The sequence below is a fragment of the Opitutus sp. GAS368 genome, assembly GCF_900104925.1.
GTDB lineage: Bacteria > Verrucomicrobiota > Verrucomicrobiia > Opitutales > Opitutaceae > Lacunisphaera.
Genome location: NZ_LT629735.1, coordinates 330,490 through 351,098, shown reverse-complemented (window position 1 = coordinate 351,098; position 20,609 = coordinate 330,490). Strand labels below are relative to the sequence as shown.

Annotated in this window: 19 protein-coding genes; 8 read left to right on the top strand and 11 right to left on the bottom strand. The window is 63.9% G+C overall.

What is annotated here, in order from left to right:
• Positions 1–19 precede the first annotated feature (19 nt).
• From BLU29_RS01535 to BLU29_RS01515, 5 genes are all read right to left on the bottom strand, one after another.
• Complete coding sequence (locus BLU29_RS01535; protein WP_091054824.1) at positions 20–1,696, bottom strand: SurA N-terminal domain-containing protein; 1,677 nt, start codon at positions 1,694–1,696, stop codon at positions 20–22.
• 462 nt (positions 1,697–2,158) lie between these two features.
• Positions 2,159–2,623, bottom strand: coding sequence for a hypothetical protein (locus tag BLU29_RS01530; protein WP_091054823.1), 465 nt, complete (start codon positions 2,621–2,623; stop codon positions 2,159–2,161).
• Positions 2,624–3,307: 684 nt separating this feature from the next.
• Positions 3,308–3,988, bottom strand: coding sequence for a response regulator transcription factor (locus BLU29_RS01525; protein ID WP_091054822.1), 681 nt, complete (start codon positions 3,986–3,988; stop codon positions 3,308–3,310).
• Between the two features lie 117 nt (positions 3,989–4,105).
• Positions 4,106–5,611, bottom strand: a complete 1,506-nt coding sequence (locus tag BLU29_RS01520; RefSeq protein ID WP_091054821.1) for a YihY/virulence factor BrkB family protein — start codon at positions 5,609–5,611, stop codon at positions 4,106–4,108.
• Between the two features lie 27 nt (positions 5,612–5,638).
• Complete coding sequence (locus BLU29_RS01515) at positions 5,639–6,421, bottom strand: hypothetical protein (protein ID WP_091054820.1); 783 nt, start codon at positions 6,419–6,421, stop codon at positions 5,639–5,641.
• A 104-nt stretch (positions 6,422–6,525) separates the two neighbouring features.
• Here BLU29_RS01515 and BLU29_RS18490 point away from each other — a divergent pair, with 104 nt between their 5' ends.
• Together BLU29_RS18490 and BLU29_RS01505 are read left to right on the top strand one after the other, a co-directional pair.
• Entirely contained in the window at positions 6,526–7,086 is a 561-nt protein-coding gene (locus tag BLU29_RS18490) for a hypothetical protein (RefSeq protein ID WP_231962287.1), read from the top strand.
• A gap of 12 nt (positions 7,087–7,098) precedes the next feature.
• Positions 7,099–7,506 carry a PIN domain-containing protein gene (locus tag BLU29_RS01505; RefSeq protein WP_091054818.1) on the top strand — a complete coding sequence of 136 codons (408 nt, stop codon included), beginning with the start codon at positions 7,099–7,101 and terminating at the stop codon, positions 7,504–7,506.
• A 110-nt stretch (positions 7,507–7,616) separates the two neighbouring features.
• On the opposite strand, the gene argS is transcribed toward BLU29_RS01505, so the two are convergent.
• The gene (gene argS / locus BLU29_RS01500) at positions 7,617–9,404 is read right to left on the bottom strand and encodes an arginine--tRNA ligase (protein WP_091054817.1); all 1,788 of its coding nucleotides are present in this window, start codon (positions 9,402–9,404) and stop codon (positions 7,617–7,619) included.
• Between the two features lie 210 nt (positions 9,405–9,614).
• On the opposite strand from argS, the gene BLU29_RS01495 reads away from it, so the two are divergent.
• The 4 genes from BLU29_RS01495 to BLU29_RS01480 all read left to right on the top strand — a co-directional run bounded on the left by BLU29_RS01495 (position 9,615) and on the right by BLU29_RS01480 (position 13,002).
• Positions 9,615–10,961 carry a thymidine phosphorylase gene (locus BLU29_RS01495; RefSeq protein ID WP_091054816.1) on the top strand — a complete coding sequence of 449 codons (1,347 nt, stop codon included), beginning with the start codon at positions 9,615–9,617 and terminating at the stop codon, positions 10,959–10,961.
• Between the two features lie 211 nt (positions 10,962–11,172).
• Positions 11,173–12,432, top strand: a complete 1,260-nt coding sequence (locus BLU29_RS01490) for a class I SAM-dependent rRNA methyltransferase (RefSeq protein ID WP_091054815.1) — start codon at positions 11,173–11,175, stop codon at positions 12,430–12,432.
• Positions 12,433–12,470: 38 nt separating this feature from the next.
• Entirely contained in the window at positions 12,471–12,776 is a 306-nt protein-coding gene (locus BLU29_RS01485; protein ID WP_197677744.1) for a BrnT family toxin, read from the top strand.
• A complete protein-coding gene (locus tag BLU29_RS01480; RefSeq protein WP_157693549.1) occupies positions 12,760–13,002 on the top strand; it encodes a CopG family transcriptional regulator in 243 nt (80 codons plus the stop codon). Before BLU29_RS01485 ends, BLU29_RS01480 begins: the two co-directional genes overlap by 17 nt.
• 384 nt (positions 13,003–13,386) lie before the next feature.
• Here the strand turns inward: BLU29_RS01480 and BLU29_RS01475 are convergent, their stop codons facing one another.
• The 3 genes from BLU29_RS01475 to BLU29_RS01465 form a co-directional block, all read right to left on the bottom strand.
• Positions 13,387–14,232, bottom strand: a complete 846-nt coding sequence (locus BLU29_RS01475) for a methyltransferase domain-containing protein (RefSeq protein ID WP_091054813.1) — start codon at positions 14,230–14,232, stop codon at positions 13,387–13,389.
• A gap of 16 nt (positions 14,233–14,248) precedes the next feature.
• Positions 14,249–15,262, bottom strand: a complete 1,014-nt coding sequence (locus BLU29_RS01470; RefSeq protein WP_091054812.1) for a c-type cytochrome — start codon at positions 15,260–15,262, stop codon at positions 14,249–14,251.
• A 100-nt stretch (positions 15,263–15,362) separates the two neighbouring features.
• Positions 15,363–16,517, bottom strand: coding sequence for a glycoside hydrolase family 88 protein (locus BLU29_RS01465; protein WP_091054811.1), 1,155 nt, complete (start codon positions 16,515–16,517; stop codon positions 15,363–15,365).
• Between the two features lie 113 nt (positions 16,518–16,630).
• Here BLU29_RS01465 and can point away from each other — a divergent pair, with 113 nt between their 5' ends.
• Both can and BLU29_RS01455 read left to right on the top strand, forming a co-directional pair.
• A complete protein-coding gene (gene can, locus BLU29_RS01460) occupies positions 16,631–17,302 on the top strand; it encodes a carbonate dehydratase (protein WP_091054810.1) in 672 nt (223 codons plus the stop codon).
• Between the two features lie 133 nt (positions 17,303–17,435).
• Positions 17,436–19,208, top strand: coding sequence for a tetratricopeptide repeat protein (locus BLU29_RS01455; protein WP_091054809.1), 1,773 nt, complete (start codon positions 17,436–17,438; stop codon positions 19,206–19,208).
• Positions 19,209–19,226: 18 nt separating this feature from the next.
• Here BLU29_RS01455 and BLU29_RS01450 read toward each other — a convergent pair whose 3' ends face one another.
• Together BLU29_RS01450 and efp are read right to left on the bottom strand one after the other, a co-directional pair.
• Positions 19,227–19,697, bottom strand: a complete 471-nt coding sequence (locus tag BLU29_RS01450; RefSeq protein ID WP_091054808.1) for a hypothetical protein — start codon at positions 19,695–19,697, stop codon at positions 19,227–19,229.
• A gap of 203 nt (positions 19,698–19,900) precedes the next feature.
• Entirely contained in the window at positions 19,901–20,458 is a 558-nt protein-coding gene (gene efp, locus BLU29_RS01445; RefSeq protein WP_091054807.1) for an elongation factor P, read from the bottom strand.
• Positions 20,459–20,609 lie beyond the last annotated feature (151 nt).

The window sequence follows — 20,609 nt, the reverse complement described above, 5'->3', positions numbered from 1 at the left end:
GGCGCATCCCGGGCCGGACTCAGGGACGGGCCGCGTTGGCCGGCTCGGATTTCTTGAGCTCGGCCTCCACCAGACCGCCGAGATACACGCTGCTGTTGCTGTTGGCGGTGCGGGCCATCATCTGCTGCTGGAGCTCGGCATAGCGCGGATTGGCGGGCGTGAGGTCGGGCAGCTTCTTTTCCTGCGCGAAGACGAGGTAGCCCTTCTCGGCGTCGGCCACCATCTCGGAGACCTGGCCGGCCTCGAGGCCCTGCTGCAGGGCACCGAACGCCAGGTAGGGAATGTCCTGCGGCGGCGCGCGGAGGGTGAAGCCGGCGTAGCTCTTGACCTCGAGCTTCTCAGTGGCGGCGGCCGTGGCAAAATTGGCGGGGGCGGTCTTGGCGGCGGCCTGGAGCTGCGTGCGGAGGGCCTGGCCGCGGGCGATGAAGAGCTTCCGCTTCTCGCTGTCCTTGTAGTCGGCCAGCACACGCTCGCGCACTTCCGCGAACAGGGGCTTGTAGCCGGGCAGGTTTTCGTTCCACAGGAGGATGACGAAGCTGTCGGTCGTGGGCAGCGGGTCGGAGAAGTGGCGCTCCTGGCTCAGGCGGGAGATGGGCTCGGCGTAATTGGCGAGCCAGGGCATGTCGGCCGGCGGTTGATCGGGGGCGAAGGGGGCGACGGCCTTGGCCGGGTGGTGCTGCTCGGCGAGGAAGGCGGCCAGTTCGGGCGAGTTCGCCGCCAGCTTGCGGTCGTAAAGGGCGGTGGCGAAGTCGTTCGCGGCCTTCGAGGCGCCGCGGGCGCCGACGGCCATCTTGAGCGCGGCCTCGACCTGCGCGCGGACCTTGGGGAAATTGTCCACGGTGGCGCCGGGCGCGGCGAGCTTGTCGTCCTTCTTGCCGGCGTCGGCCGGGACCGGGAAACGGGCGGGGTTGGTATTGTAGGCGGCGCGCAGCTCGGCCTCGGTGGGGGAAACGGACGGGAGATAGTCGGAGCCCTTGAACTCGACCAGGCTCAGACGCGGGCGGGCGGGCACGTCGTAGCGGAAGGCATTGTCCGCATGAAATTTCTTCAGCGTTTCGTCGGTCGGGTTGAGGCCGGGGTTGAAGGCGGCATAGTCGAGCGTGGCGACCTGGACGGTCCAGATGGAGTCGGCGAGGCTGAGCTGCTCCTTGATGTCGCGGGGGAGGACGTAGCCCGGGCCGCCGACGAGCTTGGACAGGGCCTCAAGGCGGACGTCGTCGCGCAGGATGCGGTTGACGTCGGCGCCCGTCAGGTCGGTGCGGGTCTTGAGCGAGTCGGCGAACTGGCTGTAGCGGGCCGCATCAAACTGGCCCTGCTCGTTCTGGAAGGCGTGGAGGGTGGCGACGGACTTGGCCACCTGGTCGGCGGTGGGAACGGGCAGGTGGAGTTCGTCGGCCAGGGCGAGGCCGGCGACGCGCTGGAGGGCGTATTGCTGCAGCTGGGCGCTCTGGAGGGCGTCGTAGCCGGCCTTGAGGCGGATGCTCCAGGTGGCGTCGTTGAAGATGCGGCGGGTTTCCTCGGCGTTGCCCAGGTTGCGGCCGAAGAAGGGGCGCTCGAGGAGCTTGCTGGCACCGTTGCGGCCGCCGCCGCCGGAGGAGCTGTAGATGACGACCATGGGCAGGGCCACGGCGATCAGGATGACGGCGAAGACGAGGCGGAAGTGCTTCTGAAAGTAGCGTTGGATCCAGGAAATCATGGGGGAAAGGGGCTGAACCTAGAAATGGAGGTGCCGCTGTCAACAGGCGAACAGGTGGGGGTGTGACTCAGTTTAAAATACCCTAACTCCTTGGCATGAAGGCTGAGTGTAAAAGGGACGGTGTTGTTTGCCGGCAAACAGCCGTTTTAACCGGAGTTAGGTTTTACGAGCGCACACTACGGATATTTGACGGCTGGGTTCAGTCCGCCGCATTTATTACGCGGAGTGCATACCGCCCCTCTTGGTAAACACAACCTATTGCTTGGTCGGTGGACATCGCCCCTAGCTTAAATGCGACCTGACAAAACGCGCCTATTTACCAGCCCCTCAATTCCCATGAAAATTAAGCCCATAGTGAAGCTCCTAATCGCCAAGGTGCCAATGACTGAGCTTATCGTAGTCCTAATCCTCCTATGGATGATTCTACACGAAGTGCGACTCATGCATTGAGAACGCCTAAACCTATGGCATCAGGATTCGCCGCAATTGCTCCATCGCGGGGATGTTTTCCACTAAGGCCCGCAATTTCTGCTCCTCGCGCTTGAACTCGAAATAACCGAAATATTTGTTTTTGTCGCTCGTGCGGATGAACCCAATTCGCAACCACGGGAACACATCGCAACGGGTTTCCCATTCAAGCGGCGGCGTGAAGTCCTCTTGTTTCGCCCGCACTGCGTCGCCGACCTTCAGAATCCCATCTTCGATTTGTTTAATCTCTTCATCGGTGACCGGGAATTTCCATTCGACCGGATAGGATTGTGCCTTTTCCGTCAGGTTACCGCACACAACGAGGGTCACCTTGCTGTTCTTCATGCCATGATTGGCATCGGACCATTCGACTTCGTGTTGGGCGTTGACGGTAACTTGAGTATTTTTGGCAATGGACAACGCGTGGTCGGCGCGGAGCGTGCGGTATTCGATGTTCATGACTCGATATAATGCTCGTCCATCTCCGAATGGCCAGCGCCACGCGGACATTGCGCAACGCTGCAGAGCGAAACACTCCAGAAAATAGTCGCCCGACAAGCGTCAATTTGAATCTGACCACCCCGGCCTGACTCGGGCATTTCTCAATTCAGCGGGCCGCTAACCTATCTTCATAGCATTAAGGCGATCGTCTGGTAACCTTCTGCAACCTCAACTAGCCGCCAATATTCCTCCTCAAATCGTTTCTGGGAAATAGACAAGCCGCAGGTCAACGCTTTGCCGCAGTTCTCAAAACACCACCTGGGTTTAGGCTGCGAAACACGTTGCCGCCCGCCGGCGTCCGCTCTACCCTGACTGACGAATGGGATCGCCACCCGGCCGAACCCCGCAGCATCCAACCAGCTTGCAAGGAGGTTCCCCGAAGCTACCCACAAGGATAGCGCAAGGATAGCGCAAGGATGCAGTATGGATCCAGTATAGATCCAGTATGGATCCAAGGAGGATCCAAGAAGGAAGCCCGAAGGAACCAAGAAGGAACATCAGGCCTGAGCGCCTTTGCCTCAGGCCGGGTTCTTGGCCGGAAACGGAGCGTAAGTCTTACTGGGTTCGAGTTCGCTGATGAGTTCGTCCAGGGTCCGGCCGCCGAGGACGGCGGGGCAGGAGCGCATTCCAGTCCACGGGCGCCTACTCCAGACAGCCCAATGCGGCCTCCCCGGGTTCGTAGCGGAAATCGGTGAACCCCTTCTTGATGGCCCACCGCATCAGCTCCTCGCGGCCGTGCAGGTTGAGCTTGGCGAGGATGTTCTGGTGGTGGGTGCGCACGGTGGCGGGGCTGAGCCCGGCGTGCCGGGCGACTTTATCATGGGCCCACCCGAAGCCGAACAGAGGCACCAGTTCGAGTTCGCGGTCCGAAAGGATTTTTGAGAAATGATCCGGCTGCCGCCGGGTGCGGGCGATGGCGGTCAGCACGGCGGGTTGGAAATACGTCCGGCCGAACAGCAGCTCCTTCAGGGCCAGGGCCAGCTCGCTGTCGCGCGCGGAGGATTTGAGGAGGAAGCCGTGAATGGGACTGTTGGTGATCCGGCTCAGCACGGTGTCGGGAGCCGATGAGGTCACGACCAGCACCCGCGGGGCCGGTCTCAGTCCGGCCAGCTCCGCGGCCACCTGGAAGCCGTTCATGTCCGGCAGGCGGAGCTCGAGGATCACCACGTCCGGCTTGTGCTCGCGGGCGAGTTCCAGTCCGGCTCTCCCGCTGCCTGCGCCGACAATCACCGCCGGTCCGGACACAACCTGCTCCAGCTTGAGGACCAGGAAGTCGAGCAGCAGGGCGTTATCCTCAATGCAAAGAATCGTGGAGGGACTCATGCCGGCGTGGGTGCACCAGCCACTATAGCGGAGCGGCCCGGCCGGCCCAGTTGGCCAAATAACCTGATTTCAGGGCGTAATTGCGCGCGGGAACTGCCGGCGCGGATCGCCGGGAAACTACGACCCCTTCACCGGGAACGGAGCGTAGGTCTTGCTCGGCGCGAGTTCACTGATGAGTTCGTCCAGGGTCCGGCCGCCGAGGGCGGCGGGCAGGGCCTGGGCGATGCGCTCATGGTAGAGGGCGAGGACGGGATCCACGTTGTCGAGCAGGCCGGCCGTCGGGGCCTCGCCGTAGTTCTCGAAGGCGCGGCGGAACTCCTCGAGCGTGATCTGCTCCAAGGGGCGCGCGGGCTGGTAGCGGAAATCGTTGGGGTCGGCGGCGTCGGCCGGGGGCAGCTCGATGGCGAGCTTGAGGTCGCAGAGGCGGTTGAGGCTCTCGTTGAGGATCTGCGCAGGCACGCGGATGAGCCCGGCCAGCTCGCTGACGGAGTAGGCGGGGGCGGCGACCTTGAAGCGGCGGGCGATGAGCAGGAGCACGACCAGCGACATGCTCTCGCGCGTGGCGTGGTTGAGGCTGTGCCAGGCGGTCTGGCTGCTGCGGTAGCGGACGTTCTGCACGGCATAGGTGATCTGCCCGCCCACGAGCACGAAGAACCAGAAGATGTAGAGGCCGATCATCAGGATCGGCATGATGCTGACGGAGCCGTAGAGGCTCTTGGAGAGGACGACGCGCTTGAAATAAAGGAAGGCGAGGTAGTTGTTGAGGAAGAGCAGGACCGTGACGACGACGGCGCCGAGGAGCGCCGCCCCCCAGCGCACGCGGGTGTGCGGCACGAGCCGGTAGAACAGCGTCAGGATGAAGACCAGCAGCAGCACCGACCCCGACGGCAGCAGCCAGACGAAGAAGCTCTTCAGCTGGGCGCCGAGCGGAATTTTCTCAAAGAAGACATTCAGGAAGGCACCGGCGGAGAGCAGCGTGAGCGAGGTGAAGAAGAGCAGGGCGCCGAGCGTGATGACGCTCCAGTAATAGACGATGCGGGCCAGCAGGCTCCGGCCGCGGCGCACGCCCCAGATGTCGTTGAAGGTGTTCTCGATCGTCGTGAAGAGACCGATGACGATGATGAACAGCGTGAGGATGCCGATGAGGCCGGCCGTGCCGGAGCGGGAGCTGGCGATGAAATTGTTGAGCAGCTGCACCATCTCGGGCGTGGCGACCGGGGCGGCCGCGGCGGAGGCGGAGGCCGCGGGGTTGGCCGCCAGGGCCTTGTCGCGGGCGTGCTCCTGCTGGTCGGCCTTGTCGTATTGGGCCACCTGCGGCGCGATGAAGCTGATGACGCGGTTGATCCCCTGCGCCGCGAGGGCGGGATCCTGGTTGCCGAGGGTGAAGCCGGAGATGAGGACGGCGATGGCCACCAGCGGGCCGAGGGCGAGCAGCGAGCTGTAGCTGAGCGCGGCGGCGCGGATGGCCACGTGCATCTCATGCAGGCCGGAGAGCGTGATGGAGGCGATGCGCAGCAGCGCGAACAGGCGGCTCTTCAGCGTGCGCTCGCGGATCAGGCCGGCGGCCCAGATGTCATGGGCCCAGAGCTGCCGGAGCCGGGGCAGGAGCGTAGGCAGCGGCATGGCGGGACCGGGCGAGCCGGGGCGCGCTCAGGAGTAGGACAGGGTGGCGAGCATCGCCATGCCACCCAGGCCGACCAGCGCCGCCACGGCGAGCGGGATGAGGCTCAGGAAGATCGTGCAGAAATACAGCCCGGTCGAGCCGGCCGCCACGGCGATCATCGGCGTGACCTGCCCCTGCGTCATGAACAGGAAGCCGAGGAAGCCGAGGCCGAACACCGCCCGGAAGCGCACAAAGGGATAGATGGTGATGACGCCGAGCAAGAGCAGGAGGCCGATGACGGCGTCGACGAAACCGAGGTAGACGAACGGCTTGTCGGCGAGCTTGGCCATGTCCATGGCGAGCACCAGGTCGATGCTGGGCAGGATCAGCGCGACGGCGCTGAGCAGGGAGATGACGGCGGCGCTGCGGGTGCCCCACTGCGCGGCCTTCATCATCTGCTCGGACTTGTCCTTCTTGCCCTTGGTCTCGTCGGTCCGGCCCTCGGCCGCGGCGAGGAACTCCTGCACCGTGATGGCGGGGGCGCTGTCGGTCTTCTCCTCGTTGACCGCCTTGAATTCCTTCTGCTTGAAGCCCATTTTCTTCTTCTCGGGCCAGAGGGCGCTCTTCAGGTGCTCGTGCGTGCCGATCTGCAGCCACTGCTCGGAGGTGGCGTCGTAGAAATAGGTCTCGGGGGTGACGTTCTTGGCCGGGTCGCTGCTCTCGGTGAGCGAGCGCAGCTGCTCCATGGAGAAGGGGCCGCGCGCTTCGGTGTCGTTGAGACCGCGGATGTAATATTCCGTACCAGAGGATTCAGGGGAGCCACCGGACATAGTGCGGCCATGTTGCGGCCCCGGCCGGCAGCGGCAAGAGCGAAGTGGCCTGGATCGGGACTGTAGCGGCGGTCACCGACCGCCGCTACAGGCCTAAGGCGTTTTTGCAAAATCCTCTGATTGTCATCCTGAGCCGGGCGAAGGATCCAGAGGTACGCGCGAATCCTGCTGGATTCTTCGCGCAGCTCAGGATGACCGGTAGCGAAAGTGACGGATTGAGCGCCAGATTGAGCAGTCAAGGCATTTTGCAAACACGTCCTGGCAAAGGACGTTCCGAAATACCGCAATTCCAGAACACATATGCCGGGATGCTCGCGGGGGGCTCCGCCAGGGAAATATCCAGCCAAGGAGCAGGTTTTGCTTGCGCCGCCGATCCAAGGATATACGGTGTAGATACAATGAGAAACGCTATCCTCCACCCCAAATCAAGGCACGCAAGTGTCCCGAAATCGATCGGCGTTCCGATGGGCAAGGTATTCAAATCGGGCAACTCCGCCGCGCTGCGTCTGCCGGCCGGTTTGAAGGTTCCCGTTGGCAAAACCTTCGCGCTCACCCCCACGGCCTCGGGCTTTGTCGCCACCGATCCGGTCGAGCTGGCCAAGCGCCGCAAGGGATTGTCCGCACTGTTCGGTTCGGCTCCTGATTTCCCATCCCGCGAGTCCTGAGCGCTTGCGGCCATGATCTACCTGCCGGACACAAACGTGTTCTCGCGCTTCCTGCGCGGTGGCGAGGCTAACGAAGCCCTCCGGGACCGGCTCAGCGCTGAACTGCCTTTTTGCCGGATTTCGGCCATTGTCCTGAGCGAACTCGAATATGGTGCCGCGAAATCCGGCAAACCTGCGCATCGTGAGCGCGTGGCCCAGCTCCGCAGGGTTCTGCCCGATGTGGCCCCGTTTGACGCAGAAGCGGCGATATACGCCGGCAACGTGCGCGCCTACCTGGCGACGCTGAAGCCCAACGCGCAGCCAATCGGGGCTTACGACGCCTTGCTTGCCGGCCAGGCGCTTTCACTTGGGGCCTGCGTCGTCACCGGCAACGTTGGGGAGTTCCGCCGTGTTCCCGGATTGATCGTGGAAGACTGGTAAGGATAATCGACCTGCAAGTGTGGTCGTTAATCAGAAACACGCATTACGGGCACTACGGCTGACACCGAAAAAACGCAGTTCCCGGGTTTACGCAGTGCAATATCTGGGAACTACATCCGCTCGAGGTCTGTGCGGAGGCCGAGCAGGTGCAGGCCGGCCTCGAGCTCGACGAGCGTGCGGTGGCAGAGCAGGAGGCGCCGGGCGCGCACGGCCGGATCGTCCACGATGACCTTGTCGGCGGCGTAGAAGGTGCTGAAGGCGCCGGCGAGCTCGTAGAGGTAAAGGCCGAGGAAGTGCGGGCGGAGGGTGTTCGTCGCGAGCTGCACGGCGTCGGAGAACTTCACGAGCTTGCGCGCGAGGTCGGTTTCCTGCAGGGTCTCGGGCGCGGTGGCGGCCGCGGCCACCGGGACGGGGGCGCTGCCGTCGGCGGCGACTGTCGGCTTCCCGGCGTCCAGCCCGGCCTTGCGGAAGATGGAGCGGATGCGGGTGACGGCGTAGAGCAGGTAGGCGGCCGTGTTGCCCTCCAGCGAGATCATCTTGTCCCACGCGAACACGTAGTCGCTCGAGCGGTTCTGCGAGAGGTCCGCGTATTGCACGGACGCGACGCCGACGAGGTCGGCGATGGTGCGGCGCTCGGCCTCGGGGAAGTCGGGATTCTTGCCGGTGACGAGCTGGTAGGAACGCTCCTGAGCCTCGTCGAGCAGGGCCTTGAGGCGGATGATGCCGCCATCACGGGTCTTGAGCGCCTTGCCGTCCTCGCCGTTGACGGAGCCGAACGTCACGTGGTGCAGCTCCGGCACGCGGTAATTTTTGGCGGCGAACCATTTTCTGACCGTGAGGTAGAGCTGCTCGAAGTGGTCGGCCTGGCGGAAGTCGGTGACCACGATGATGCCGTCGACCTTGAAATGCTCGGCGCGGTAGAGCGCCGTCGCGAGGTCGCTCGAGGCGTAGTTGGCGGCGCCGTCGCTCTTGCGGATGATGAAGGGCTGCTGGGCGAAGCGCGGGTGCTCCGGGTGGAAAACCACCAGGGCGCCCTCGCTGGGCTGCGCGAGATTCGTCTCGGTGAGTTCGCGGTAGATGCGCTCGACCTGGTCGTTGTAGAAGCTCTCGCCCAGCATGACGTCGAACTTGATGCCGAGGCGGTCGTAGATTTCCTGGAAGGCGGCGAGGGAGACGTCGTTGATGTTTTTCCAGATCGCGAGGTTCCCGGCGTCGCCGGCCTGGAGCTTCACGAGTTCCTGCTGGGCCTCGGCCAGGACGGCCGGGTCGGCCTCGGCGGCGGTGTTGCCGAGTTTATAGAGACGCTCGAACTCCTCGAGGGGGTCGCGGGCGAGGGCGGCGGGATCGAGGTGGCGCTTGTAGGCCCAGATGAGTTTGCCGAACTGCGTGCCCCAGTCGCCGATATGGTTGTCGCGAATGACCTTCGCCCCGCTGAACGCGAGCAGGCGGCAGATGGCCTCGCCGATGACGGCGGAGCGCAGGTGGCCGACATGCATCTGCTTGGCGGTGTTAGGCGAAGAGTAATCGACGACCCACGTCTGGCCGTGGCGGGCGCTGGCGGCGCCGGACTGGAGGTGCTCCTCGGAATCGTAGGTCTGCAGCCAGGCGAGCAGCGCGGCGGGCTTCAGGCGGAAGTTGATGAAGCCCGGGCCGGCGAGGGATATGTCATAATCCGCCTGCAGCGCGCCGAGTTGGTCGACGATTTGCTGGGCCAAGGCGCGGGGGTTCTGTTTTTCCCGTTTGGCGAAGGCGAGGGCGCCATTGGCCTGGTAATCGCCATTGGCCGGATCGGCCACCCGGACCTCAGGCTGGAAGCCCCGGTCGGCCAATCCCAGCTTGGCGGCGGCGGCCCGGAGGGCCGTGTCGAGATGGCTGGCGACGTTGAAGGGCAGGGACATTGCGTGATTGAGGAATTGCGCTTGGCTTTGAGCAAGAAGGATTTTGGCGGGTTGCGGGTTTGCTAAATCGGGGTATCCTGTCGCATGACAATCGATGTAAATATAGCCGAGAATCCGGTCATTTTAAGCTCGACAAAATTGGCAAAACCCATTGCCTCTGCGAGCTTTGCGCCGCACGGCGCCATCCCCCCTGACACCATAGTGACTTCCATGAGAAAACGTCCCATTCCCACGCGTCGGTTCATCAAGCCGTCGTTTACTTCATTGATTGAGAAGAAACGCGACGGCCAGGAATTTACGCAGGAAGAAATCCGCTACATTATCGATTCGACCCTTGATGGGGAGATGCCGCAGCACCAGCAGGCCGCCTTGTTGATGGCGATTTACTTCGCCAATATGTCGGCCCAGGAGACGGCGATCCTCACGGAGGAGATGATGCTCTCCGGCGAAGTCATCGATTTGTCACACATTTCGAAGCCGAAGATCGACAAGTATTCCACTGGTGGTGTCGGTGACAAAACGGCCCTGGTCCTCGCCCCGCTCGCCATGGCCAGCGGCGTGGTCGTCCCCATGATGTGCGGTGTCGAGCAGGAGTTCGTCATCACCACGCTGGAGAAGCTCTCGGCCGTCCCCGGCTTCAAGAGCCACATGTCCATCCAGCACTTTGTCGACCAGCTCGCCCGCGTCGGCGGCGCCATCGCCGAGCAGAGCCCCGAGCTCGCCCCGGCGGACAAGATCTTCTACGACCTCCGCCTCGAGACCGGCACCATCCCGAGCCTCCCGCTCATCACCGGCAGCGTGCTTTCCAAGAAGCTGGCCGAGGGCGCCGAGGGCCTCGTCATCGACGTGAAGTGGGGCAACGGTTCCTTCATCAAGGATCTCGAGCAGGCCAAGCAGCTCGCCCGCTCCATGACCCGCGTCGGCCGCTCCATGAAGCGCCGCTGCGTCGCGCTCGTCACCGACATGAACCAGCCGCTCGGCGACACCGTCGGCACCGCGCTTGAGATCAAGGAGGCCATCGCGCTTCTCAAGGGCGAGGGCCCCGAGGACATGAAGGAACTCGTGCTGAAACTTGGCATGGAGATCGTCCGCCTCGCCGGCGTCGCCGGCTCCACGCTCTCGGCCAAGCAGACCGTGCAGCGCCACCTGACCGACGGCTCCGCCCTCGAGAAGTTCAAGGACATGATCAAGGCCCAGGGCGGCGACATCTCCTACATCGACCACCCGGAAAAATTCCCGACGGCGAAGCACATCCGCAAGCTGCCCGCCCCGAAGCGCGGCTACGTGCACACCATCAACGCCGCCATGATCGCCAAGGGCGTTTCGCTCCTCGGCGCCGGCAAGGACGCCGCCCACCACAACCGGATCGACTACGCCGTCGGCGTCTCGGAGATCAAGAAGGTCGGCACGCAGGTCAAGCAGGGCGAGCCGCTGATGATGATCCACTACAACGACGAGGCGAAGCTCGAGCAGGCGCTCAACTTCTTCAAGGACGCCTACCGCCTCGCGCCCAAGCGGCCCATCCCGCCCCCGCTCGTCGTCGAGCGCGTGGCGTAAGTTGACGCCAACTGTAGGAGGGGCTTTATGCCCCGATTCTTTCAGGCCGGTCCCCGCGGACCGGCCTTTTTCTTTGGTCCCTTCCTGTAGGGGCGTCGCTTGACGACGCCCGCGACTGGGTTGTCAGCCGCCTGCGCAAGCGAGGGCGTCGTCAAGCGACGCCCCTACAAAAGAATCGCCCTTCACGTCTTCCCGTCTTTGCGTGAGGGCGATGTCTGACGAGACCGCCGAGAAGACCCCGCTCAACCCCTTTCGCCCCGATCCGGGCGAGCCGCTGCCGCCGGAGCAGTGGTCCAAACCGTGGGCGCAGCTCAAGTTCGTCTCGTTCCAGCCGGCCATCTTTCCCCGCATGCTGGGCGATGTGTCGCGCGACGCCCGGCCGGGCGACCTCGTCGCGGTCTACGACAAGTTCGGCCATCGCGTCGGCACCGGGCTCTTCAACCCGCGCGCCAAGATGCCGCTGCGCGTCGTCGTCCACTCAAACCAGCCCATCGGTGAGGAATACTTTGAAATGGCCATCCGCCGCGCCGTCGCGCTGCGCCAGGACATGTTCAAGCTCGACGAGTCGACCGACGCCTGGCGCGTCATCAACTCCGACGGCGACGGCATCAGCGGGCTGACGATCGACCGCTACGCCGACACGCTTTATTGCGACGTCTATTCGCTCGGCATCTTCCAGCGCCTGCCGAAATGGCTGCCACTGCTGCACGCGCTGCTCGGCACGAAGCACGTCCGCGTCCACGTGGACCACGACCTCGGCAGCCTCGAAGGTATCAAGCCATCGCAGATGAAGGAAATCACCGCGTCGGCGCCGGACAAGGTGCGCATTCGCGAGGGTGGGGTGAAATACGAGGTGGATTTCGCCGAGGGCCACAAGACCGGCTTCTTCTGCGACCAGCGCGACAACCGGAAGCGCTTCGGCACGCTGGTGAAGGGCGCCCGCGTGCTCGACCTCTGTAGCTACACGGGCGGTTTCTCCATCAACGCCGCGTTCGGCGGTGCGACCGAGATCACGGCGGTCGATCTCGACGAGAAGGTCATCGCGCAGGGCCGGCGCAACGCCAACCTCAACCAGGTTTCGCCCAACAAGCTCAAGTGGGTGCACGCCGACGCCTTCGCCTACGCGCGGCAGATGATGAAGAACGGCGAGCAGTTCGACGCGGTCATGTGTGACCCGCCTAAGTTTGTCATGACCCGCGAGCCCGCCGGTGCCGCCGAGGGCATGCGGAAATACGCCGACCTGAACACCATCGCCGCCAGCCTGGTGAAGCCCGGCGGCCTGTTTGTCACGTGCTCGTGCTCCGGCCTCGTGTCGCTGGAGACGTTCGAGGAATGCGTCATCAAGGGCGTGCACCGCCTCAACCGTCGGATGCAGATCTTCGACCGCACCGGCCCCGGCGTGGACCACCCCGTCTACTCCAACTGCCTCGAAAGCCGCTACCTCAAGCTCCTCTGGGCGCGGGTGGTATGAATCTGTTGTAGGAGGGGCTTTACGCCCCGATCGGCTGCTTGACGCCAAGCCATACCTTCGTATGGCTGTGGTGCGTGCAGTTCACGTGGGACAAAGCCAAGGAGCAGGCTAACCGGCGCAAGCACGGGGTCGGCTTTGAGACGGTGCCCCAAGTGTTCGCCGATCCTGGTCGCGTCCTTTTGGCTGACCGCAAGCACAGCCAGACAGAAGGACGGTTCTGGTGTGTCGGGCACGACGGTTACGGTATCCTGACTGTGCGCTTTGTGCTCAGGGCGGGTGTTATCCGGGTGATGGGTGCCGGCTACTGGCGAAAAGGAGAACGAATTTATGAAGAAAAAAGTTAACTACGCCGATGATCGCGGCGAGATGCCCGACAAACTCTTCGTCGTGTTCGAGGACATCCTGCCTTCGCCGGCCGAGTTTGCCCGCGCCCTTGAGCGAGAGAAGGTGACGATCAACCTCAGTGCCGGCAGCCTGTCCAAGTTCCGCCGCATGGCGAAGAAACACCGGATGCCCTACCAGGCACTCATCCGCGAAGTGCTCGACCGGGTGGCCACTCGTATGGAATGAACCGCCGTCTGCAGATTTTCGACCGCACCGGCACGGGCAACGATCTCCAGTATCTTCAAACAGTCCCGAAAGCCGCGACCTTAGGGTGCTTTGACCGCACGTGGTGCAAAGATACCAAAATGAATGCTCGTTCATCCTCTTTGCATAGCTAAGTTCACGTTATCTTCCCTATGGATAAGCATCATATTCTGGATGAGATAAAACGTACGGCGAAGGCTAGGGAGTGTTTTCAAACCCAACAAATATCCGTTTCCTGTCATTCTGAACGAAGTGAAGTTCCGAGCGCAGCGACATCCTCATCCATGCGTTCGCTCGCGATATGGCCTTCGTTGCCGTGGATCCTTCGCTCCGCTCAGGATGACAAACCGGGTTTGAAAACACTCCCTAAGCGTTGATCCTAGATAATACGGGTGGCTGTAAATCAGAGTTTCTGTCCTTCCGAAAAAGCGCCAGACGCAAGGAGAGGGTCGCCGCCAAACTGGCGGGCAGGAGGGTTTGCCAAGGTGTTCCCTCCCGGGTCAGGCGATGGATGGAAGGGGACATTTCCACCAGGTCGACCAGCACGGCGTGGGGAAGAGCGAGTTTCTCGGTCACGTGCAAGGAGGCTGTAGCCGCAAAGCCCTCCAGATTGGCCGGGAGTTTGTCTTCGCCGATCCCGGCCAAGGGAAGGAAGGCGCGGAGTTCCTGCCAGTGGTCTCCTTGGGGATAAACGAAGAGGGCATACCCGCCCGGGCGCAGCACCCGTTTGATTTCGGCCAGTGGCCGCGGGGCGAAGATCGATTGCACCAGGTCCAGGCTTCCGTCCGCAAACGGCAGGGCTTGCAACAGGTCCGCGCGCAGGATCAGCGATTGCTTCAGTGTCCTGGCGGACAGCTTCACCGCATCGACCGACAGGTCCAGGCCGTAGCTGGTGGCGATGCCATGTGATTTCGCCATGTGGCCGAGAAAGAATCCCTCACCGCAGCCCAGCTCCAGCAAAGTGCGCGGCGGCGTCTCGAACGGCAACGCGGCCAGTGCGGACACCAGCGGATCGAAAACTCCCGCGCGATGCACGCGATCCCGGGCCAGCATCATGGCCTTGCTGTCGCCCCGGCCTTCGCCTTTTTGCCGGCCGTGCAGGAGCGAGAGATAGCCTTCCCTGGCCAGGTCGAAGCTGTGCCCCTTGGAGCAGCGGTAGGATTTTTCGACGGGGATCAGCGCACCGTGGCAAAGAGGGCAGGTGAGGGACACGATGGGCGGGTTCGGTTCAGGGAGTGCGGGACGCGAGGTAGGCGGCGATCGCAAGCATGTCGTTGGTGTTGAGGTTGGCGACGACGGGCTTCATCAAGTCGGCGCGTTTGCCGTGGCGCAGGCCCTCCTTGAGGTCGAACAATTGGCGCACGATGTAGCTGGGCGAGCGTCCGGCCAGGCTCGGGATGGGGCCGACCTCGGGCAACGTCAGGCCCTTGAACTCCGGTCCGTGGCAGGCCGAGCACAGCACCGTCCGTCCGCCGCCCGTGGTGACAAGTTCCTCGCCACGTTTGAGGCTGCCAAAGGGGACATAGGCGATGAAACCGACGCGGGGACTGCGTTGGATTTCGACCACGTCGGCATCCTCCGGCACCTCGATGATCCGGTCACCGAGCGCTTCGTCCGCGCCGCCAGCCACCGGCAGAAACATCCCGGCCGAGACGGTCGTCTGGGGCACGCGGGCGGTCTCGACCACGCGGATCCAAGGCGTCCACTTCATCGCGCCGAAGTATTCGGCCGCCGCCCGGATTTCCTGGTCGTTCATGGCCTGGGCGTAGCTGACCATCAGCGGCGTGTTGGGCTTGCGGACATCGGAGGACTTGCGCTCGCCGTTGCGGAACGCCTGCATTTGTTCTATGAAATAGTCGACGGGCAGACCCGCGATCCCGGCGTTTTCCGGGCGACCCTTGCCATTCGGGTTGTGACACCGGGCGCAGGCCCAAACGATTGGCGGCTTCCCGTGTGCCACGATTTCCGGCATGGGCGGGTGGTCGCCGGGATACCAGTCAGCCGGATTGAAGTTGTCCCTGATTTCGGCCGGCGTGAATCGCCGATCGGTGCCGGGCAGGCTGAGCAACGGGTGGTCCGGCAACGGCGGAGTCGCTGTGCCCGGTGCCGCGACGACCGCCGGAGGGGCGTCTGGCGGCATGGGGTTCTTGAAACCGTAGGCCCAAGGCGGGGGCGTCTCGGCGGCGGTGGCGCCCGTCAGGGCGAGCAGAAGCAGAGCAAGGCTGTGGGCGCGTCGTTTCATGCTGGTGGCTGGGAGGCGGAAAGCGGCCACCCAGAGAAACCCACTCGCGGTAAAAAGCGACCCAGCTTTCCTGCGGAAAGGGACGGGGAGACGGGGAGCCTCAGCGCAGCAGCGCGGCGGCGCACCAGAGCACCGGGGCCTGGCCGTGGAAATCGCCGGTGTTGCGCTTGCGGTCGAGGTAATACTGCCGGTCGTTCTTCTTGTTGGTGCCCTCGCAGACCTCGCGGATGTCGGCGTTGGGCTCGAGGCAGGTGATGAGCGCGAGCCAGGCCTTCTTCGCGGCCGGGCCGTAGGTCTGCTCGTCGAGCCAGCCTTGCTTCACGCCGGTGATGAACGCGTAGGCGAACATGCCGGTGCAGGACGACTCGGGCCACGAGGCCGGGTCGTCGATGAGCTGGCCCCACATGCCGTCGGCCCGCTGGTGCTGCAGCAGCGCGGCCATCATCTTCTTGTAACCTTCCATGATCCGGGCGCGGGCCGGGTGGTCGGCGGGCAGCGAGCTGAGGAGCTGCGCGGAACCGGCGGCCATCCAGCCGTCGCCGCGGCCCCAGAAGAACGGCACGTCGGGCGCGTGGTAGAAGAGGCCGTTCGGCTGCTGGAGCTGATCGAGGTAGGAGACCATTTCCCTGGCGGTGCGGTCGATGTATTTGCGGTCGCCGGTGGCGCGGTAGGCCTGGGCCTGCACCATCGTGATCATGAACATGTCGTCGATCCAGTAGCGCGTGTGCCAGGTGAGGCCCTCCTTCAGGGCCTGTTCGGCGATGGCGCGCGGCTCCGGCTTGAGCTTGTCGAGCTGCTCCGGGGTCGGGGCTTCCCACTGCTTGTCCGCGAGGTTCAGGCCGACCTCAAGGTAGCGCTTCTCCTTGGTCTGGATGTAGAGTTCGAGGGGCACGGCGCCGAACACCGTGGCGTCGACGTTGGCCGGCTTCGGGATCATCCCGGCCTCGGGGCCGAAGAGCGGCTCGAAACGGGCGACGAGCTTCGTGGTGAGGTTCTTGTCGCCGGCGAGTTGGGCGAAGGCCAGGGCGCCATACCACGTGCAGGTTTCGGGATAGGTGATGCTGTTGGGCAGGCCGGGGCGGTTGAAATTCGAGTGCGGCTTGGCGGCAAAGTTTTCCGCGACGCGCCGGCCGATCTCCTGCGGCGAGGTGCCGGCCGGCCAGGGGCCGAAGTCATATTTGGCGGTCGCAACGGTGGCACCGGCCAGCGCGAGGCCAAGGGTGAGGAGGGAGGCGAGGCGGGGCAGGGGACTCATCCCTCCAGCAAACCGCCGCGCCGGCGCCGGGCAACCCGCGGGGTGCTTAACCCGTTAGGCAGCCGCAATTCCGGGGTGGACAACCGGCGCGTCGCGCCAAATCTCGCCCCCGCATGCACAGCCTGAAGAATCTGTTCGATCAGAACAAAGTCTGGGCGGAGGCGATCAAGCGCCGGGATCCGGAGTTTTTCCAGAAGCTCTCGCGCCAGCAGAACCCGGAATACCTCTGGATCGGCTGCTCGGACTCGCGCGTGCCGGCCAACGAGATCATCGGCCTGCTGCCCGGCGAGGTGTTCGTGCACCGCAACGTGGCGAACGTCGTCGTGCACACGGACCTGAACTGCCTTTCCGTCATCCAGTTCGCCGTCGATCTGCTCAAGGTGAAGCACATCATGGTGGTCGGCCACTACGGTTGCGGCGGCATCCGCAGCGTCATCCGCTGCGAGCGCGTCGGCCTGGCCGACAACTGGCTGCGCCACGTGCAGGATGTCCGCGAGAAACACGAGGGCTGTCTGCACCTGCTGCCCGACGACACGGCGCGCAGCGCGCGGCTGTGCGAGCTCAACGTCATCGAGCAGGCCGCCAACGTCTGCGCCACCACCATCGTCCAGGACGCGTGGACCCGCGGCCAGGAGCTGACCGTGCACGGCTGGATCTACGGCCTGCGCGACGGCCTGTTGCGCGACCTGCACATGACCGCCGGCAGCCTCGAGGAGGCGACGGCGGCCCACGCGGCGGCGGTCGCGGCGGTCAATGCCGGCGCGGCGACCACGGTGCCCTGGTAGGCGCGCCAGAATAGATTGCGATGCCGCTTCTTTCCGCCAAGATCGGGCACAGGCTGGTCGGCACCGCGGAGCCTAGGCTTGAAAGGCTTTCCGGGGCACCCGGCCATGCCCAATAACCCCCATTCGTGCAGCCATGAAAACGATTCCCCGTCTGAAGCTGTTTTTGATGATACTCGGCCTGACCTTTCAGACCGGGCTGAAAGCGGAGACAAATTACACCAACCAAGGCTATGAAAAGTATAAGGGGGGGGATTTGGACGGGGCGATCGCCGACTTCAACCTGGCGATTGAGCAGAACCCCAAGGACGCCATTGCCTACACCAACCGCGGGATTGCCCGGTATGACAAGGGTGACCTCGATGGCGCCTTGGCGGATGCCAGTCGCGCCATTGAGCTGGATCCGACGATCTCGCTCGCTTTCAGCAACCGGGCGTTGGCGAAGCGGGACGCGGGCGATCTCGATGGCGCCTTGGCGGATGCCGAGCGGGCCATTCAGATCAATCCCAAATCCGCCCTGGCTTACACCAACCGTGGAACCTGTCGATTTGACAAGGGGGAGGCCGATGGAGCGCTGGCCGATTTTGAGCAGGCCATCGCCTTGGATGACAGCATCAGCATCGCGCATAGTAACCGGGGTTTGATCCGGCAGCAGAAAGGCGATTGGGCCGGTGCCATGGCGGACTACAACCGTTCCATCGAGCTCGACCCGAAGGCCTACCTGGCCTTTTACAACCGGGGCCTGGCCAAGTATGCCCAGAAGGACCCTGACGGGGCGATTGCCGACTTCACGCGGGCCATCGAAATCCGGCCCCAGCTGGCCGAGCCTTACAACAGCCGCGGCTATGTGCGACTCAGCCGGCGCGACTACGACGTGGCGGTGGCGGATTTCAACAAGGCCATCGAACTGAAACCGAAATTCATTCTGCCCCGTATGAACCGCGGTGACGCCCGGAGCGCGCGCCATGAATACGAGGCGGCCATCAAGGATTACACCGAGGCGATCGCCCTGTCGCCGCGGGACGCGGATCTCTTCTACAAACGGGGTGACGCAATGCTGAGCAAGGGCGATACGAATGGAGCCCTGGCCGACTTCAACCAGGCCATCGGGATCGATCCGAATCATGGCAATTCCTTCTATGCCCGGGCGAAAATCCGGCGGGGCCGCGGGGAGCTGGATGCGGCGATCGCCGACTTTGGCAAGGTGGTCGAGTTGTTTCCCAAATTCACGCCGGCCTTGATTGCGCGCGGCCGGGCATACTTTTCCAAGGAGCAGTATGATCTGGCGGCCGCCGATTTCCAGCAGGCCCTCGTGGTGGATCCCAAATCCTATGAAGCGCAGGACGTCCTCGGCGATGTCGCGAAATACAAGGGCGATTACGACGAGGCCATCGCGCTCTACACCAAATCCGTTGAGATGAACCCGCAATACGGTGACGGCTATTGGGATCGCGGCCGGGCGCATCAGTTCAAGGGCGAGTTCGAGCTGGCCGCCGCGGACTTCCGCAAGACCATCGAGGTCGCCCCCACCTTTGAGTATCCCTATCTGCACCTGCTGGTCGTCACCCGGCTGGACCAGGGCGACGATACGGCGGTGCTGGAGGACTTCCGGAAGTTTGTCGCGGCCAACAAATCCACCGCGTGGGTGCGGACGCTGTCGAACTTCTATCTCGGTCTCGGAGAGCTGGACGAAGCCGGGATTCTGGCCCTGGCGAAGGAGGAAAAGGATGAGAAGGCGGCGAGCTACCGGCTGGCCTCGGCCTATTTCTACCTGGGCGTCCAGCGGCTCATCGACGGGAATCGGGAAGGGGCGGAGGAGTTTTTTGGCCAAAGCCTGAAGGCGAATCCCAAGAGCTTCCCCTTCGACATCAAGGCGCTTCGCGCCCAAATGGCCGGCGGAAAGCCCTGACCCGGGCAACCCGCTCGCTCATCCGCCGCCGAAGATGAGCGGCTTCTTGGCGATGAACACCGGCGCCGCATAGCGCCAGGTGCCGCCGCTGTCCTGCAGGTAGTTGATGATGGCGGCGAAGGCCGGGCCGTCGCGATGGTCGAGGAAGGCGACCACGCAATTGGCGTCGGCCTCGTATTCGGCCGGCAGCGGCGCGGAGCGCCGGTCATTGCTGCCGTGATAGAAAATCGCACTGGCCTTGATCTCGCCCCGTTGCGCAGCGGCAACGAATCGCTCGGTGAGGAGGCGGATGGTGTCGTCCGGCGTGCCGGGGTCCGCTGCTAACTTTTCCGGGTCGGCGACCAGGGCCGCACCGGTGATCCCGCCGGCCAGGTCCATCGTCGCGGCCAGGGGCGCCAGCGAATTGCTGGCATGCAGCCGCTGGACGAAGCCGAGATGATCGTCGAGCAGCGCCTGCAGGTCGGGGTGAAGGGTGAAATCGCCGGCCATGGGTTGACCGGCAGCCTGGCTTGGCCCGGCCGGCCCGGCGATAGCGGATTTTCTGTCGAGCGGCCTTGTGGAGGGCACGCGTCTCTGCGTGCCGATCACCAATCGCGGCCCACCGGGACATGGGCCCGCCAAAAGAAAACCCGCGGCGTGGGCCGCGGCCAGAAATCCGTTCTCGGTCTTCTGTTTTCCGTCCTCCGGCGCGCTTAAGCGCGCCCGAGGTAGGAGCCGTCCGCCGTGCTGACCTTGATGAGCTCGCCGGGCTTGATGAAGAGCGGCACCTGGACGACCAGGCCGGTCTCCATCGTGGCGGGCTTCTGGACGTTGCTGGCGGTGTCGCCCTTGATGCCCTCGGAGCTCTCGGCGACCTTGAGGGTCACGGAGGAGGGGATGTCGATGGTGACGGGGGCGTCGTTGATGAAGAGCACGTCGGCCTTGCCGTTGGCCACGAGGTAGTTCTTCGCCTCGCCGATCATGGCGGCGTTGATCTCGAAGGTCTCGAAGGTCTCCGGATCCATGAAGGAGAAGACCTCGCGGTCGGCGTAGCTGAACTCGAGGGTGCGGCGGTCGGTGTTCAGGACGTCGACGTGGTCGGGGGAGTTGAAGCGCTGCTCGAGCGACTTGCCGTAGCGCAGATTGCGCATTTTCACCTGCACGAAGGCGCGGAGGTTGCCCGGCGTCCGGTGCTGGGTCTCCATGATGAGGTGCGGTTCGCCGTTGAAGGTGATGACTTGGCCTTTCTTGAGATCGTTGGCTGCGGGCATGGCGGATACGGGTAAGGATTCTTGATGACGTAAGGGGATAGGAATACCGGGCCCGTTTTGCCGATGTCAACCCCGGGCTCGCTGAAAAGGTGGAGCCCGCGCTCCGCGCGAGCTTAAACCGGTGCGGAGCACCGGTTCCACCCCGATCCAC